General features: G+C 40.9%; 16 protein-coding genes and 1 pseudogene. 4 read left to right on the plus strand and 13 right to left on the minus strand.

Annotated elements, in window-relative coordinates; all coding sequences use genetic code 11:
• The first annotated feature begins 67 nt into the window (after window positions 1-67).
• Window positions 68-2485: a peptidase G2 autoproteolytic cleavage domain-containing protein gene (locus AC1DN5_RS04490; RefSeq protein WP_198698899.1), complete on the plus strand. Its 2418-nt coding sequence runs from the start codon at window positions 68-70 to the stop codon at window positions 2483-2485.
• A gap of 167 nt (window positions 2486-2652) precedes the next feature.
• Window positions 2653-2835 carry a hypothetical protein gene (locus AC1DN5_RS04495; protein WP_327814319.1) on the plus strand — a complete coding sequence of 61 codons (183 nt, stop codon included), beginning with the start codon at window positions 2653-2655 and terminating at the stop codon, window positions 2833-2835.
• A gap of 378 nt (window positions 2836-3213) precedes the next feature.
• Here AC1DN5_RS04495 and AC1DN5_RS04500 read toward each other — a convergent pair.
• Window positions 3214-3679 (minus strand): annotated as a pseudogene (locus AC1DN5_RS04500) (GNAT family N-acetyltransferase).
• Between the two features lie 142 nt (window positions 3680-3821).
• On the opposite strand from AC1DN5_RS04500, the gene AC1DN5_RS04505 reads away from it, so the two are divergent.
• Complete coding sequence (locus AC1DN5_RS04505) at window positions 3822-3911, plus strand: YjcZ family sporulation protein (protein WP_016935991.1); 90 nt, start codon at window positions 3822-3824, stop codon at window positions 3909-3911.
• A gap of 160 nt (window positions 3912-4071) precedes the next feature.
• On the opposite strand, the gene AC1DN5_RS04510 is transcribed toward AC1DN5_RS04505, so the two are convergent.
• The 12 genes from AC1DN5_RS04510 to AC1DN5_RS04565 form a co-directional block, all read right to left on the minus strand.
• Window positions 4072-4692, minus strand: coding sequence for a lytic polysaccharide monooxygenase auxiliary activity family 9 protein (locus AC1DN5_RS04510; RefSeq protein WP_327814318.1), 621 nt, complete (start codon window positions 4690-4692; stop codon window positions 4072-4074).
• Window positions 4693-4901: 209 nt separating this feature from the next.
• On the minus strand, window positions 4902-5975 hold the full coding sequence (locus AC1DN5_RS04515; RefSeq protein ID WP_327814317.1) for an LLM class flavin-dependent oxidoreductase: 1074 nt from the start codon (window positions 5973-5975) through the stop codon (window positions 4902-4904).
• A gap of 171 nt (window positions 5976-6146) precedes the next feature.
• Entirely contained in the window at window positions 6147-6794 is a 648-nt protein-coding gene (locus AC1DN5_RS04520; protein ID WP_327814316.1) for a DUF3885 domain-containing protein, read from the minus strand.
• A 346-nt stretch (window positions 6795-7140) separates the two neighbouring features.
• Entirely contained in the window at window positions 7141-7620 is a 480-nt protein-coding gene (locus AC1DN5_RS04525) for a DUF4944 domain-containing protein (protein ID WP_366969344.1), read from the minus strand.
• Window positions 7621-7746: 126 nt separating this feature from the next.
• Complete coding sequence (locus tag AC1DN5_RS04530; protein ID WP_231595086.1) at window positions 7747-7977, minus strand: DUF3902 family protein; 231 nt, start codon at window positions 7975-7977, stop codon at window positions 7747-7749.
• Between the two features lie 142 nt (window positions 7978-8119).
• Entirely contained in the window at window positions 8120-8479 is a 360-nt protein-coding gene (locus AC1DN5_RS04535; RefSeq protein WP_049628536.1) for a hypothetical protein, read from the minus strand.
• Between the two features lie 188 nt (window positions 8480-8667).
• Window positions 8668-9210 carry a GNAT family N-acetyltransferase gene (locus AC1DN5_RS04540; protein ID WP_099744019.1) on the minus strand — a complete coding sequence of 181 codons (543 nt, stop codon included), beginning with the start codon at window positions 9208-9210 and terminating at the stop codon, window positions 8668-8670.
• Window positions 9211-9359: 149 nt separating this feature from the next.
• Window positions 9360-10121 (minus strand): GNAT family N-acetyltransferase, encoded by a 762-nt coding sequence (locus tag AC1DN5_RS04545; RefSeq protein WP_045926665.1) that lies wholly within the window; start codon window positions 10119-10121, stop codon window positions 9360-9362.
• Between the two features lie 59 nt (window positions 10122-10180).
• Window positions 10181-10588: a UPF0715 family protein gene (locus tag AC1DN5_RS04550; protein WP_366969345.1), complete on the minus strand. Its 408-nt coding sequence runs from the start codon at window positions 10586-10588 to the stop codon at window positions 10181-10183.
• 308 nt (window positions 10589-10896) lie between these two features.
• Window positions 10897-11187 (minus strand): YozQ family protein, encoded by a 291-nt coding sequence (locus AC1DN5_RS04555; RefSeq protein ID WP_366969346.1) that lies wholly within the window; start codon window positions 11185-11187, stop codon window positions 10897-10899.
• 52 nt (window positions 11188-11239) lie between these two features.
• On the minus strand, window positions 11240-11353 hold the full coding sequence (locus tag AC1DN5_RS04560) for a hypothetical protein (RefSeq protein WP_016935999.1): 114 nt from the start codon (window positions 11351-11353) through the stop codon (window positions 11240-11242).
• A gap of 239 nt (window positions 11354-11592) precedes the next feature.
• Window positions 11593-12210: an LbetaH domain-containing protein gene (locus tag AC1DN5_RS04565; RefSeq protein ID WP_366969347.1), complete on the minus strand. Its 618-nt coding sequence runs from the start codon at window positions 12208-12210 to the stop codon at window positions 11593-11595.
• A gap of 283 nt (window positions 12211-12493) precedes the next feature.
• Between AC1DN5_RS04565 and adhP the strand changes: the two genes are divergently transcribed.
• Window positions 12494-13510, plus strand: coding sequence for an alcohol dehydrogenase AdhP (adhP, locus tag AC1DN5_RS04570; RefSeq protein ID WP_188154081.1), 1017 nt, complete (start codon window positions 12494-12496; stop codon window positions 13508-13510).
• Window positions 13511-13593: the final 83 nt, after the last annotated feature.

Genomic DNA, 13593 nt, shown 5'->3' on the forward strand with positions numbered 1-13593 from the left:
AGGCGCGCGGCTTTTTACTGCTCCCCTGCGTCAAGCGCTTATATCAAAAGAAAGAGGTGTCTTTAGAATGGTTCAATTTAAAAACTTTCCTGATCCGTCTTTAAACGCCGCATTGCAGTCTCACCCTGCTCATTCCTCTGAATTGGAACATCTCAAAGCAAGGATGCAGAATTTTATTAAGCATTCCGCAACAGATGATAATCTTGAGATCGCAGATGCCCGGGTGACGGCGGAAGGAATGGTCACCTCACTTTTAAAAGAACGGCTTGATACTGAATACGAAATGCTTATGAATAAAATCACCCGGGAAGTAAATGTGGAGGATTACGGAGCGGTCCCTGACGGCCGGGACAATACGGAAGCCTTTCGGAGAGCGATCGGGAACGGCCGCGTCAAAGTAAATGTTCCCGCAGGAGAATTTTTAGTTCAAGGGATAAAACTTCCGTCGTGGACTACCATCTCCGGTGAGGGACAAGGGATTACCGTAATTAAACTCCATGAGGACACTCCCGCATATGAATGGGTTATAACCAATGATAACTACGAAAATGGAAACCGTAATATTTTTGTCCAGGGCATGACTTTAGACTGGAATCCTGATCGTCAATGCGGAGTCCGAAACCCCGGGGGACAATTTTCCAGCTGTTTAACGTTTGCCAATGTGCAATACGGCTGGGTCAAGAATGTTGAAGCGGTTAACGCAGGTCTGCATGGTATCGATATCACATCCCCGGCTTATGATCATTTGCCTGAAACAGAATGGACGAAAGACGGCTGCCGTTATATATGGATAGATAACTGTGTGGCGTACGGAGCCGGAGACGACGGCATTACCACCCATTACAGCGAATATATTTTCATTTCCAACTGTCATTCAGGGAACCCGCGCGGCACAGAGCATGCCGAGGGCAGCGCAAATTCGAATGGCATTGAAATTGATGACGGCTCTAAACATGTATGGCTTTTGAATAACTATACGAGCGGAAATATCCGCGGAATTGAAGTAAAAGCGCACAGCCTGTGGCCGGCTTCCCAAAATGTTCATATTATCGGCCATGTTTCGTATCGTGATGTACGTTCGTTTGATATTCGTCATATCGGACACCACCAGGCCTCAGACCCCGAAAGCACGACGGCTTATGATGTTACTTTAACCGACTGCACCGCGATTGAACCGGTCTTCAACGCTCTCTATGACAGCGTGACTCCAAGGGCGCTGGTTATCTCTGCCTACAAAAACGTAAATGTAAACGGATTCACAGCTATTGGCGATCCTTCATATGATTATGGCGGGAATCCTGTCGTAGCCCTTCAATACCGCAGTCAAAATATTACGATCAGCGGCATTAAAATACGCGGTTTTACACAAGCCGGTGTTGACATCAATATATCCGGCGGATCAAATAAAACCGATTATGTTAAAATTTCAAATTTTGATATTTACAAGTCTTCTCCCAAAGGCATCTCAATTGGCGGAGGCCAATATAACGTAAATATTATGAATGGAACGATGATCGGAGATGGCGGTGCTGTCGGAATTACGTCCCCTAACAGCCAGGCTGTCATTCTCGGCGTGCAGGCGGAAGGCTACAGCGCTGCCGCTTCTATAAAAGGACAGACTTACGAGCAGATCCCCGTCAATTTAAAAGGCGGCGCACAGCTTGCGACAAGCTCGGGTTTTGCATTTAACCCGACAAGCGCCGTTATTGCGGGCACAGGCGATATTACGGCAAGAGGTGACAGAAATGCGATCATCAGCTCTTCCGGAGGTTCAAGTTCCGAAGGTTCAAGGGCATTTATCGCTGCTTCAAACAATGTCCATGTTACGGGCAGCAAAGTCTCCAGAACTATTCTGTCATCAGAAAGCATTACATTGGAAGAACCGTACACCGTTGCCGGAGGGCATCAGTCCATTAAGTGGAAACTGGACTCAGCGGGCGGCCACGGAACTTTCGCCGGAGCCGTCACCTCTTCCCTGTCAGGGTACGGAGAATATTTTGAAAGTGTAAACGGCCAGACGATTCCCGCCGGGACGATCGTCACAGTGAGGGGAGAAAAAATCGAGCCGGCTCACGTTGGTGATTATATGCTCGGCGTCATTTCAGAAACAGCCGCTTTTATATCAGGAGCCGCAAGCTTCGGATGGCAAAGCCGTTTTTTGACAAACGAGTTCGGCGGTTTCATATATGAAAATGTAACTGACGAAGAAACAGGAGAAACGATACGCGTGCCGAAACAAAACCCAGACTGCAGTCCGGCTCTTGAAGCTGACTATGAAGCGCGCGCCGCCAGAGACGAATGGCATATTGTCGGACTCAGCGGCCGGCACTACGTACGGGTAGACAGTACGGTAAACCCGGGAGATTATATCACGGCCCATAACGGAATCGGTACAAAAGCCGCAGAAGGCTGGAAGGTATTGAAACTGACGGCCTTATACAGTCCAGAAAAAGGGTACGGCATTGCAATAGCGGTTATCAAATAGTATTTTCATATCAGGATCATTTCCTCCCTATCTATCGGACGGGTATGATCCTGTTTTTTTATACCGGATGAGACGCCTCTTTTACAGCATATCGTTTCATTTGTCCAAGCCATCTGTTCCTTCTGTCATAGAATACTACCGTCAGATGAAAAAGGAGGGATATGAGTATGGATATGGACATGGATATGAATATGGAAATGGATATGGATATGGATATGGACGGACATTATGATCACGGTAAAAAGGAAGAAAAGCAGCCTAAACAAAAAAAGAAGAAGAAACAAGACAAAAAGCATCTTGATTATGATTACATCGTTGTCTATAAAAGAAAATGCAAAAAATGTTGCTGACATGACATATCAACGCTTTTTACACCCGGTGAACTCCGGGTGTTTTTGTTAATGTGCATTTCTAAATAAGATTTTGATCGTGATAATCAGCATATTGAATTCCACAGACCTTAATGCGAAAAAACTTGCGGCAGCGCACCGCAAGTTTTTTTATTTTTGCACCGAGATACTGCTCATTTTTCTCCTTTATAATGAATATACTTGAAATGGTCTTCGATCACAGATCCGGTAAAGTCTTTCAAAGTGAGGGTATGTCATGTCAAAATGTTTAAAAATAACTCTGTGGAGCATATTTGTGTTGATTATCTTGTTAGTGATTATTGGAATCGTTTCTTACAATCAAACTCCTTCTGCAGGAGACGCAGCTGAAAGATTGCTTTATAGCGTCTCATCAACGTCCTCATTCAGTATAGAATATACACGTGTATCATGGGGCAGTCCGTTTTGATACATATATCCTCTCAAAATTCCTTCTGATTGAAACCCCGCCTTTATCAATAATTGATGAGACGCTGCCTTCTCAATGAAAACAACAGCGCCTATCGGATGAATCTCATAACCGACCTCCGCCCGCTTATGCTTGGGCACCCAAGAGTTGAAACCAATAGTTCCGATTATTCCCTTCGCATCTTTTTTCTCAATTCCCCAACGCATTCCCTTTTTATCATGATATTGATCTTTAAACCAGCCAATCATTTTTTCAGCCTGTTCCATTGAATCAAAAGGTTCCAAACCATAATAGCGTGTTACATTTGCATCCTGAAAAACAAGCAAATATTTGCTTTGCATCTTTCTTTTCAACTTCTCTAAGAATAAGTCTGTCCGTTTCTATTACAGGAAGCATTTACGGTCCCCCCTTTAAAAGATGGAAATGTGAGAAGAAAATATATGCAGACGAACTTTTTTTCAAAAATAAACTAGCATCCCTATCAAACTTTTACATTCAGCATAATATGTATTAATCCTCTTAAGGGAGGTGAGATCATATGGGCGGTTATGGTAGCTCCTTTGCGTTAATCGTGGTGCTATTCATTTTATTAATCATCGTCGGTGCTTCTTTCCTCGGCGGTTATTAAGAGTCTCCCTTACCTCCGCATCCATGTCAGCATTACCTCTATGATCGTAAGGCGCCATAATGAATTCATTATGGCGCTTTGCTGTTTCCTCATTTAACTAACTCTTTCAAACGAAAAAGATCGGCAATGCATGAATGCAGCCGATCAGTCATTTCATAGATTACTGTGTAAGGTTTACGTCAATGACGTTATAGAAGGCATTAGAAGTATCCGCGACATCCCATACCCCTAAAATGATATGATAACCGCTTCGATCAGTCGGCACAAAAATCCTATGAGTCAGATTCGTATCTGCCTTGGAGCCATCGTGGTTTACCGTTCCGATTAATTCGAATTCATCCCTCGACAAAGGTTTATTAGGATTCCAATTTTTCTTGGTGATATAATAGTGCCACTTTGATGTCGCATGGGGTGCGGTATAGTGCCAAGTAAAAGAATTAAAGCCGCCGCGTATATTCTGTTTTACCCAATGATCTGCAGTCTGCTTGTCCAGTCCGAAATCAATTTGTCCCGATCCTCCGTTTGCAGATGCAATTCTTCCATCCGTCGGACCTGCGGCCGGAAATCCTTTCGGCCCTTCAACAGACTGAGGATTATCAATGACGGAGCCATATTTCTGAGCAGCGGCCGTCCAGCCCATTGTCTGTTTCTCTAATGCTCCCATGTACGCTCTGCTGGCGGGATCTTTTATATACCCGTGTGCAGATGCATCACTCGAATAGAAAGCGCCTCCAATACCGAGAGTAACAGTTAAAACTGCAGCTTTGACTAAACCCTTCATCTCTACATCATCCTCCCTCTTTTGTAAATATAAACCTTTCAGTATATACACTTCACGATGGAGGATGAAATGACCTTCCTTTTCTTGATAGGAAAAAGCAATGAGGTTCGCGCTCTTCCCTTTGTTTTTTATAATCATTAAAAAAGCCGGACCGTTTCTGATGTCGAGTCCGCGATGTTCAAAAACCGGCCCGCTCCGCCTGACTCCATTTAATCGCTTGATTTGCCGGTTTCTCTTCGGATCACCGGTGCTACTTCTGATGCTAATCGTTCGATGTTTTCCGCAGCTTTTTTAAACGGCATACCGCCTATATCGATTTGCGCAAGAAACCGCTGATGGCCAAACAGCTCGTATTGGTGCATGATTTTTTCAATGATCTGCTGTGAGCTTCCGACAAATAAGGCTGTTTCTTTACCGGACGCCCGCTCAAAATCTTCCCTCGTTAAAGGTTCATGAATACCGTGGTATGAATGAACATGAGACCAATAATTAGAATGATACGGGTAAAATTCTTGTATTGCCTGTTCATTCGTTTTTGAAATGAACGTATGTCCGGTTACGGCAACCTTCATATGTTCCGGCGGATGACCGGCTTTAGAAGCCGCTTCTCGGTATTTGTCAACAAGCGGTTTAGATGATTTCGGATCACCGCTCAATACAGCTAATGCCAGACCGGCACCTGCTCTTCCGGCCCGCTCCGCACTTTCCGGAGTTCCTGAAACACCTAACCACAGCGGAATGCTTCCGTGAAAAGGCTGAGGGGAAATTTCTGCGTCATTCAGCGGCGGCCGGTAACGTCCTTTCCAGGTGACCGATTCTTCCCCCGAATTTAATTTCAAAAAAAGCTCAACGTGTTCTTCAAACAGTTCTTTATAATAACCCACATCATAACCGAAAAGAGGAAACGAGTCTAAAAATGCACCGCGTCCCGCTATGATCTCCGCCCTTCCGTTTGATATCAGATCAAGCGTTGCAAAATCCTCAAATAAACGGACTGGATCTGCGGTGGATAATACAGTCGTAGCACTCGTAAGCTTAATGTTTTCGGTGAGCTGTGAAATCGCTGATAAGATGACCGGCGGCGACGACACTGCATAATCAAGACGATGATGCTCGCCTACGCCGAATACATCAAGCCCTGCGTCGTCAGCCAATTTCGCCAGCTTTATCAATTCCTCTACCCGCTGCTTTGCGCTGACTGTTTTCCCTGTCAGAGGATCGGGGTATAATTCTGCAAATGAATAAATTCCAATTTCCATACCATCATGATGTTCAGCCCTCACGTATCTCTCCTCCTGCACTGTGTAAAAAAACTTTTATGCTGTTATTCTATTCAGCCGTTTTACAAAATGGAATTCATCCAAATAAATACAGCATCTTAGCATCCAGAAGTTCCGTTACATTCCTCCCGCACAAATGCGAAACCGCGCAAGCAAGAACACACCTCGAAAAAGCTAATTCGAATGCATGCGTTCACTTTCAATCCAATCGTGATATTGGTCATAAAGCGCACGTATTTTTCCGGTATCAAGGGCGATAACTTCACACCCTCTGTCATCATATATAAAGAAAATAATGTCTTTTGCAATATTCACAAAGAAAACATCGGGATAATCAACGGTGCAACCCCCGAATCTTGGCTTCAGAGGAAAATCTTCGTGAGCAGCTGCCTTAAGTAATTGGGTAATACGCAAATCCTTCCGTTTACATAATAAAGAAAACTGCTGCATCTCGTATTCTTCTGCATCATCTTCTTCAAACGGATACGGACAGGTCTCCACTTGAATCCGATATAAATCATCCTTGCACTTCAGAAACGGCTGATAAATTTTTAATTTTCTGGCGTCATTACCTTGAGCTTTGTGCTTATATATGTTTGCAACAAGGAATAAGTCATCGTTTTGTTCAAACAGCTCATTAAAAATTTCGGTCATTTGATGATGGACACACTGAAAATACTCAAGATTCAGCTCACCGTTTTCATTAAATTGATATATATGACGGCCAAGAGAAAAGTGAATTCCAACGTCCCATTGATGATAAATGCTCGGCATTAATTTTAAAGCCGGAAACCTTTCCTTCAGATAATCCTTTATTTTCATTCAAAACATTCTCACTTTCTGTTAATGATCGACCTACTTTTTACTTTTTCGCCCTTGTAATATTATTCCGATTGGAATACAATGAAATAGAACACTGTGAACCCCATTGATCAAGGTGGATGCTGGTCACATCCATCCTGATCCTTTTTTCACAAGCTCACCTCCACTGCGGATCCTTCCATTTCCGAAGCTGCTCATTGATTTTACACATTTCCATAGTATTACTTTCTTATACATAAGCAGCAAGTGGCTCTTTTATGGATCCGGATCAATTTAGAAAATCGAGAAAAAACAGACCAAACTAAAGGTTTTGGATGAAAGAGAGGGTTATACCGTCCTTTTTACTTCAGTCATACCAATGTATTCTTTTCAGTTTAAATTTTTCTTTATAGGACTCATGATCGGTTTTCCATGCTGCTTCAACAGTGATTTCATGACCGATCACTTCATTTTCCGGCATATATTCAAACGTCTGAATATGATCTTCCCCCGTTCCGCCGCCTGCTAATTTCTCTCCGGTGTATTCTGAAAGATAATAGTCTTTATCTTCTCCATATTTCTGGCCGTCAATAAATAATGTTAATCTCTTAATCACCGTTTTCTTTTCATTCTCTTTATTGCCTCTGTAGTACAAATTCAAGAAATAATTGGGACCGATAGAGGTCTTTCCTGATTTTTCAATTGACGCTTCCCACGTCTTGTTCTGGCTATAGCCGATATATTTGACTTTCTCTCCTGAAATTAAAGAAAATAGTGCAATTCCGGCCGTTATGGTCAGAACAGTGAGAATAATCAGCAATGTTTTAATGACTTTATACTTCTTCATTGCATCCCGCCTTTATCATTTAGAACGTATGGACATTAGAATTGTTACATTTAAATTCGAAAACTTAATAAATAGAGGTTCAGATTCCAGTCATCAAAAAAATAGTAAGCCATGTTCCCCTTAGTATCACATCCCCGATTGCCCTGCGATTATGATAAAAGCCGTCCAAAAAACTGTAACTAAAATAAGCATAACAGTTAGAATCATTAAAATGAGGCAACTTATCGACAGAACTGAGTCCTTGTTTTTGTTAAAATTCAGCGTAATGAATGATCCTGCAGCAAATATATACGATAAAATCGCACCGACCCAATACCACAGCATTGAGTCATTGCTCCAATAAGCCATTGATTGCATATAAATACTGAATAAACATCCTATCAAAGCTAATACGAACGAAACTAAATGTGACTTCAAGTTAGAGTTCCTTTCACCATTACTTTTATTAGATCACATCAGGTAACGCCATCTTTTCATGATTAACGTTTTTTTCTTAAAATTAAATAGATGTTTGATACGCGTTAATGGCTTGACTTCTCAACAGCATATTATCCTTCGTAACCAGTCCAAGATTGTATGCTTGTTTGATGATATCCAGCACTTGGTTATCGGTTTCAGTTACAGCTCGTCCTCCAGTGATTTTGGACTTCCAGTAATCGAACTTGTGATGTAACTCTGAACTGCTTTGCAGATTTTGATTTTCAACCACTTTGCCATTCTCCAGCGCTTCTTTGAATTCAGTAAAACCAATTGAACATTGCTGATTCGAACTAATTCCTGCACCTTCTGTCGCTAAACTGCAAAATGCTAAAAACTTTGGATCTTTCGTGATATTGTAAGAGTTATTTAGGCTTTCCATCACATTCACCCTCTCTCGAATTTTACAACGTTACGGTAAATGATTTTCACTGCTTTGCCAAATCTGAATCTCATTTGATCGTTACTATAAGCATTTATTCAATTCCGTAATCCATTGGTATTATCGGTAATTGCATTGAAGGATTTAACTTAAACGCAAAAAACCTGCCCTCGGCAAGGTTTTTTCCGTTAACTATGTTTTTGTTTTAACCATTCTTTCTTTAGCAGTGCGTATTGGAAAGTGTTTTCATATTTAGGTGTTCCATCCTCATATTTTGTAAACGAAATAAATTCAAGAAAATAACCTTCTTTACGCATACCTAATCTTTCACATAATTTTTGTGACTTGTCATTATCATCTTCAACATATGCATAAAGCCTTCTTGCGCCTTTTTGCATAAAGAGATACTCAAAGAAAGCCTTTACACTTTCACTGGCGTATCCCCTCCCTTCAAATCGAGCATTGAAATTCCAACAAACGGAATATGTATCAGGCTCTTCTTTTAAATAAAATAGTTCCCCGATCAGATCATTACTCTCTTTTAAACAAACAGCAATATAAGAATCATCTCTGCTTCTTTTTTGAACGTTTAAGACTGCTTCTTCTATCGTAGAAATTCTGTCATCAAGAAAGCAGTTCACTCTCGGATGTGCCGAATATTCCAAAAGGCCGTGCGAATCTTCCTCGCTAAAATTTCTTAAAACTAAGCGTGGGGTTTCAATTTTTTGCATTTGTTAGTCTCCTTTTTTTGAAATGTTTCTTCAACAGGCCTCGCCCGTTTGTTAAAGAACGATCTCAATCTATTTGTACTATATATGTTATCATTTTTGTCCATGTCAATAATGTGATCCTCATTACCTAGAATATGGAGAAAAACCAGTTAAGCCATTAAAAGCTTATTAAGTAACTTTTCAAACTTATTCACGCTCATCATTTCATGAGTGAGAAATTCTCCATTATAAAACACGCTGAAAGTTGTCCAGATTGCCGGTGATGTTTGGGCCTTATCTTTGGAGGATAATCGATGAGCCTGAAAATGAAGCCCTTTCTTTTCAGTCAGTTCCTTCAAATCCTCTAACACTCCGACTGCGAATGGACATTGAGCTGTATAAAATATTGTGATCCCCTCATCATTAAAAGAACAACTTTTAACCTGTTTTTTAAATACAGGAAGAGCTGCATGCTCATTCCAGGTCAATGACATTAACTGAAAATAGGGTTTTGCTTCATCTTGCAAAGTAAATCCCATATGCTCGAAGAAATGCTTATCACTTAAATAGGGAAGTTTTTTCTTACCAACTATATGAACAATTCCATCCATACCGCGGGATTTGGCATCTTCCGCACATTTATCTAACAAGTGTTTCGCATGTCCGCTGTTCTTATATCTCCCCGAGACCCAAAGACAATTAATATACATAAAATTAGGAGCGCTTATCGGAACCCACGCTTTTTCTGCAGGTAAATATTCAATAAAAACTTTTGCCCGCTCGTTTAATCGATAAAACACCAAACCATCAGCCATTCGATCTTTAAGCCAGCTTTTCTTTTCCGTTACGGCCTTCTCATATTGTTTCGCACCTAGTGCGCAGCAAATATGATTGTCATCAATATTGTCCTTTTTCAATTCAATGTATTCCATTATGATCTCCCCATTCCAAGATCAGCGTTTAACCCGAAATTGTTAAGCTCATGATTTTTCTATAAAAACTGCTTTCTCAGAAATATAGAGTCCCAAAACCAATAGATTAACGCAGCAGTAATGCTCATCATGTAATAAATGAAATTCTTGAAAACTCTAACATTAATGGACTGACTACCCATGCACCAGAACAAGAACACAGCTAAAAAAGCGACTGCTGTATAAATGAAAAGATGAATCAAACTACACTTTTTCGGCTTCTTTCTTAACCAAATTTGCACAGGAACAGCAAATAAAAAGTAAGTGACGAAAGCGTAACAAGCAATGATAACTACAGTGACTAATGCGAATGGCACAAAACCCGAGTATACATACATATACAATCCAAAAACAAGACCAAATGACATACTTGAAAACGCCAATGTGAAAGCATAACATTTTAAGCTGCTCCGCGCCGCGCCTTCCATTTATTTCACCCGCTTTTTAAAATTCAGTTCTCTAATTTTTCATTTTCTTCCTGTTATTTAAATCAGTATATATTGATCACTTTAAAAGATCTATATTTTTTGAAATCTTTTTTTTTGCCCATAAAAAAGGTCAAGGAGATACCTTGACTATAATCTTCATCCGATTCATCATATTCAAATCCAAAGCCCTTAATCACATGTCACCGCAGCCGGCTTTTTTTGTAATCTTTAATTGCATCACCGTACCAGCTTACCGGTAAGTATCAATATAACGGAACTGACTTCTGCAAGAAAGTTCCGTTATATGGCTATTCCAAATTTTGATCAATCGTTCCTTCAAAATAGTCATCGCTGACCTGTTCATGTGTTTCAGCCAATCCTTTTTCCAGTTGCGTATTTCCCTCATAATCTGATGTGTCAAAATATTTCCCTGCCGTGTTTGTTGTGTCAGTTTCTTTATGATGAGTTTGTGTTTCTGTGTCTGTCTGGTTTGCTTTGGTATCGCAGGCTAAAGATTGCTGCTGAAAATCATAGTCCTTGTCCAAAGAAGAAAATCTTTTGTAATCGTCCGGTCTGTCTGCGCCATGTTGTTCAGCCATGTTATTCACTCCATATTGATCAATTTTGTTTGACGAGTGTAACTAAGTATTTTCATTTGTTTTTGGTTTGAACTTTTTTGGAATCATCTGCTTTAAAAGCGGTTTCGGTCTCATGGTCTTTTTTTAATTGTTCAATGCTTGAATTTTGGATTCCTTTTTTACTCACTGGTTCTCACTCCCTTTCAGATAGAATATAGACTGTTCTTATTGTGTCTAGGGGAATTATATTCATACGCTATCCGGTGGATTTTATTAAAAAGAAGCTTTAGACAATCGCTTTAAATTAAGGCTTTCAAGGATAACCTTTTCCTATAAATTCTCCTTATCAATCAGCCCATCACACCCAATAACCGCACTTCATAAAAAAATCCCCTCCTTCCGAGATGGGGATTTATCTGTTTTTCTTCAACTGAATAACGCTTGATAAGAAGCGGGAAATTCTTGATTGACGCGCTGCACTTCCCGTGCAAATTCACGTTCCTCTTCTGTCACTCTTCTGAGTCTGTCAGCTTTTTCTTGTGTGTCTATGTCGGCTCCGGGAGGAACAAACCGATTCGGTGCAATGCGTACACCATTTGTTATGGCAGCATTGTATGAAATAAATGATCCTTTGCCTACAATCGCATTGAACACGATGGCTTTAAAACCGACGAACGTGTAATTTCCAAGATAACAAGGGCCATGAATAAGGGCATCATGTCCGACACTTACATTGTTTCCGATATAAATGGAATATGCCCTATCTTTGACTGAAACAAATTGTTTTAACAAACCATGTAAAATGACCCCATCTTGAAGGTTTGTATTTGACCCAATATAAAAGGGCATCCCTTCATCTGCGCGAACAGCAGCATTCGGCCCGACAAAAACATTGTCCTTTATTCTCACGTCTCCTATCACACTCGAAAACGGACTGATGAATGATGTTTTATCAATTTTAGGGTATCTCCGAACCGGATTAAATGACGTAACAGGATTAGGGCTGATAAATGGCGCAAAGTTAGCGGGCTGGTGATTTATCAAGGTTTTCTTCCGTCAGCTTTCTATCACTCAAAAAAAAAGACCTCCTTTGAAAACGTACTATTATATATACTATGTAAATTCCGTTCATAGAGAGACGACAAATTCCTATTTAAACACTATTCGGATAACAAATAATTTCTAGTATCTTTATAGCGTGCGCCCTCAATAAATTTTTAGAGATACTTGTCTGCAAAGTTATGTAAGGGTTTTCAAAAGAAGAGTATTGTGCTAAATTGTAAGATAAGTATCAATTTTCTGCAAATATTTGAAAGGGGTGTATGTTGTGAAAGCAGTAGTAGCAACGAAGGACAAAAATATAGCGATCGTACAAAAAGAATTGCGTCCTTTGCGACACGGTGAAGCCAAAGTTAAGATGGAATACTGCGGTGTATGTCATACTGACTTGCATGTGAAAAATGCTGATTTCGGGGATGTGACAGGCGTCACTTTAGGTCATGAGGGAATAGGCATTGTAACCGAGATTGGTGAAGGCGTAGCAAACCTGAAAAAAGGAGACCGCGTCTCCATTGCGTGGATGTTTGAAAGCTGCGGCCGCTGTGAATATTGCTTAACAGGCCGTGAAACCTTGTGCCGGGATGTGAAAAATGCCGGCTATACAGTTGATGGTGCAATGGCTGAAGAAGCAATCGTGGCGGTTGATTATGCCGTGAAAGTGCCTGAACATTTAGATCCGGCAGCCGCAAGCAGCATTACCTGCGCAGGTGTCACAACTTATAAAGCAGTAAAAGTCAGTGAAATTAAACCTGGTCAGTGGATCGGTGTATTTGGAGTCGGCGGTTTGGGCAACTTGGCTGTTCAATATGCAAAAAATGTCTTTAACGCTAAAGTGATTGCTTTCGACATTAGCGATGAAAAACTGAACTTTGCTAAGAGCTTAGGCGCTGACGCGGTTGTAAACAGTTTAAACGAAGACCCCGTCAAGAAGGCTAAAGAAGTGACCGGCGATTTAGGTCTGGATGCCGCGGTCATTACTGCTGTCTCAAAAATCCCTTTCAATCAAGCGATTGATGTTGTAAAAGCCGGTGCGCGTGTAGTGGCTGTCGGTTTACCGGTCGACAAGATGGAATTAGATATTCCCCGTCTTGTGTTAGATGGTATTCAAGTAGTAGGTTCATTAGTAGGAACCAGAGAAGACCTGAGGGAAGCTTTTCAATTTGCTGCAGACGGTAAAGTTGTACCTAAAGTGACAAAACGCCCGATTGAAGACGTGAATGATATATTTGAAGAAATGGAGCAAGGGAAAGTGACCGGCCGTATGGTTATAGATTTTACTTCCTAATGATTAAGGCTGCCGGGAATGATACGGCAGCCTTTGAGCTCTATTCTTGCGCAGCGCCCTCACCTTTGTCATTTTAGTTCTGA

The sequence above is a fragment of the Bacillus sp. 01N42_2 genome (assembly GCF_056399565.1).

What these genes read in the sequence shown, in the direction of transcription:
- AC1DN5_RS04510 (WP_327814318.1), bottom strand. Translation starts at nt 4,692, where the DNA reads ATGAAGGGTTTAGTCAAAGCTGCAGTTTTAACTGTTACTCTCGGTATT.
- AC1DN5_RS04530 (WP_231595086.1), bottom strand. Translation starts at nt 7,977, where the DNA reads ATGCAATCAATGGCTTATTGGAGCAATGACTCAATGCTGTGGTATTGG.
- AC1DN5_RS04495 (WP_327814319.1), top strand. Translation starts at nt 2,653, where the DNA reads ATGGATATGGACATGGATATGAATATGGAAATGGATATGGATATGGAT.
- AC1DN5_RS04490 (WP_198698899.1), top strand. Translation starts at nt 68, where the DNA reads ATGGTTCAATTTAAAAACTTTCCTGATCCGTCTTTAAACGCCGCATTG.
- AC1DN5_RS04555 (WP_366969346.1), bottom strand. Translation starts at nt 11,187, where the DNA reads ATGGCTGAACAACATGGCGCAGACAGACCGGACGATTACAAAAGATTT.
- AC1DN5_RS04550 (WP_366969345.1), bottom strand. Translation starts at nt 10,588, where the DNA reads ATGGAAGGCGCGGCGCGGAGCAGCTTAAAATGTTATGCTTTCACATTG.
- AC1DN5_RS04535 (WP_049628536.1), bottom strand. Translation starts at nt 8,479, where the DNA reads ATGGAAAGCCTAAATAACTCTTACAATATCACGAAAGATCCAAAGTTT.
- AC1DN5_RS04545 (WP_045926665.1), bottom strand. Translation starts at nt 10,121, where the DNA reads ATGGAATACATTGAATTGAAAAAGGACAATATTGATGACAATCATATT.
- AC1DN5_RS04525 (WP_366969344.1), bottom strand. Translation starts at nt 7,620, where the DNA reads ATGAAGAAGTATAAAGTCATTAAAACATTGCTGATTATTCTCACTGTT.
- AC1DN5_RS04505 (WP_016935991.1), top strand. Translation starts at nt 3,822, where the DNA reads ATGGGCGGTTATGGTAGCTCCTTTGCGTTAATCGTGGTGCTATTCATT.
- AC1DN5_RS04540 (WP_099744019.1), bottom strand. Translation starts at nt 9,210, where the DNA reads ATGCAAAAAATTGAAACCCCACGCTTAGTTTTAAGAAATTTTAGCGAG.
- AC1DN5_RS04520 (WP_327814316.1), bottom strand. Translation starts at nt 6,794, where the DNA reads ATGAAAATAAAGGATTATCTGAAGGAAAGGTTTCCGGCTTTAAAATTA.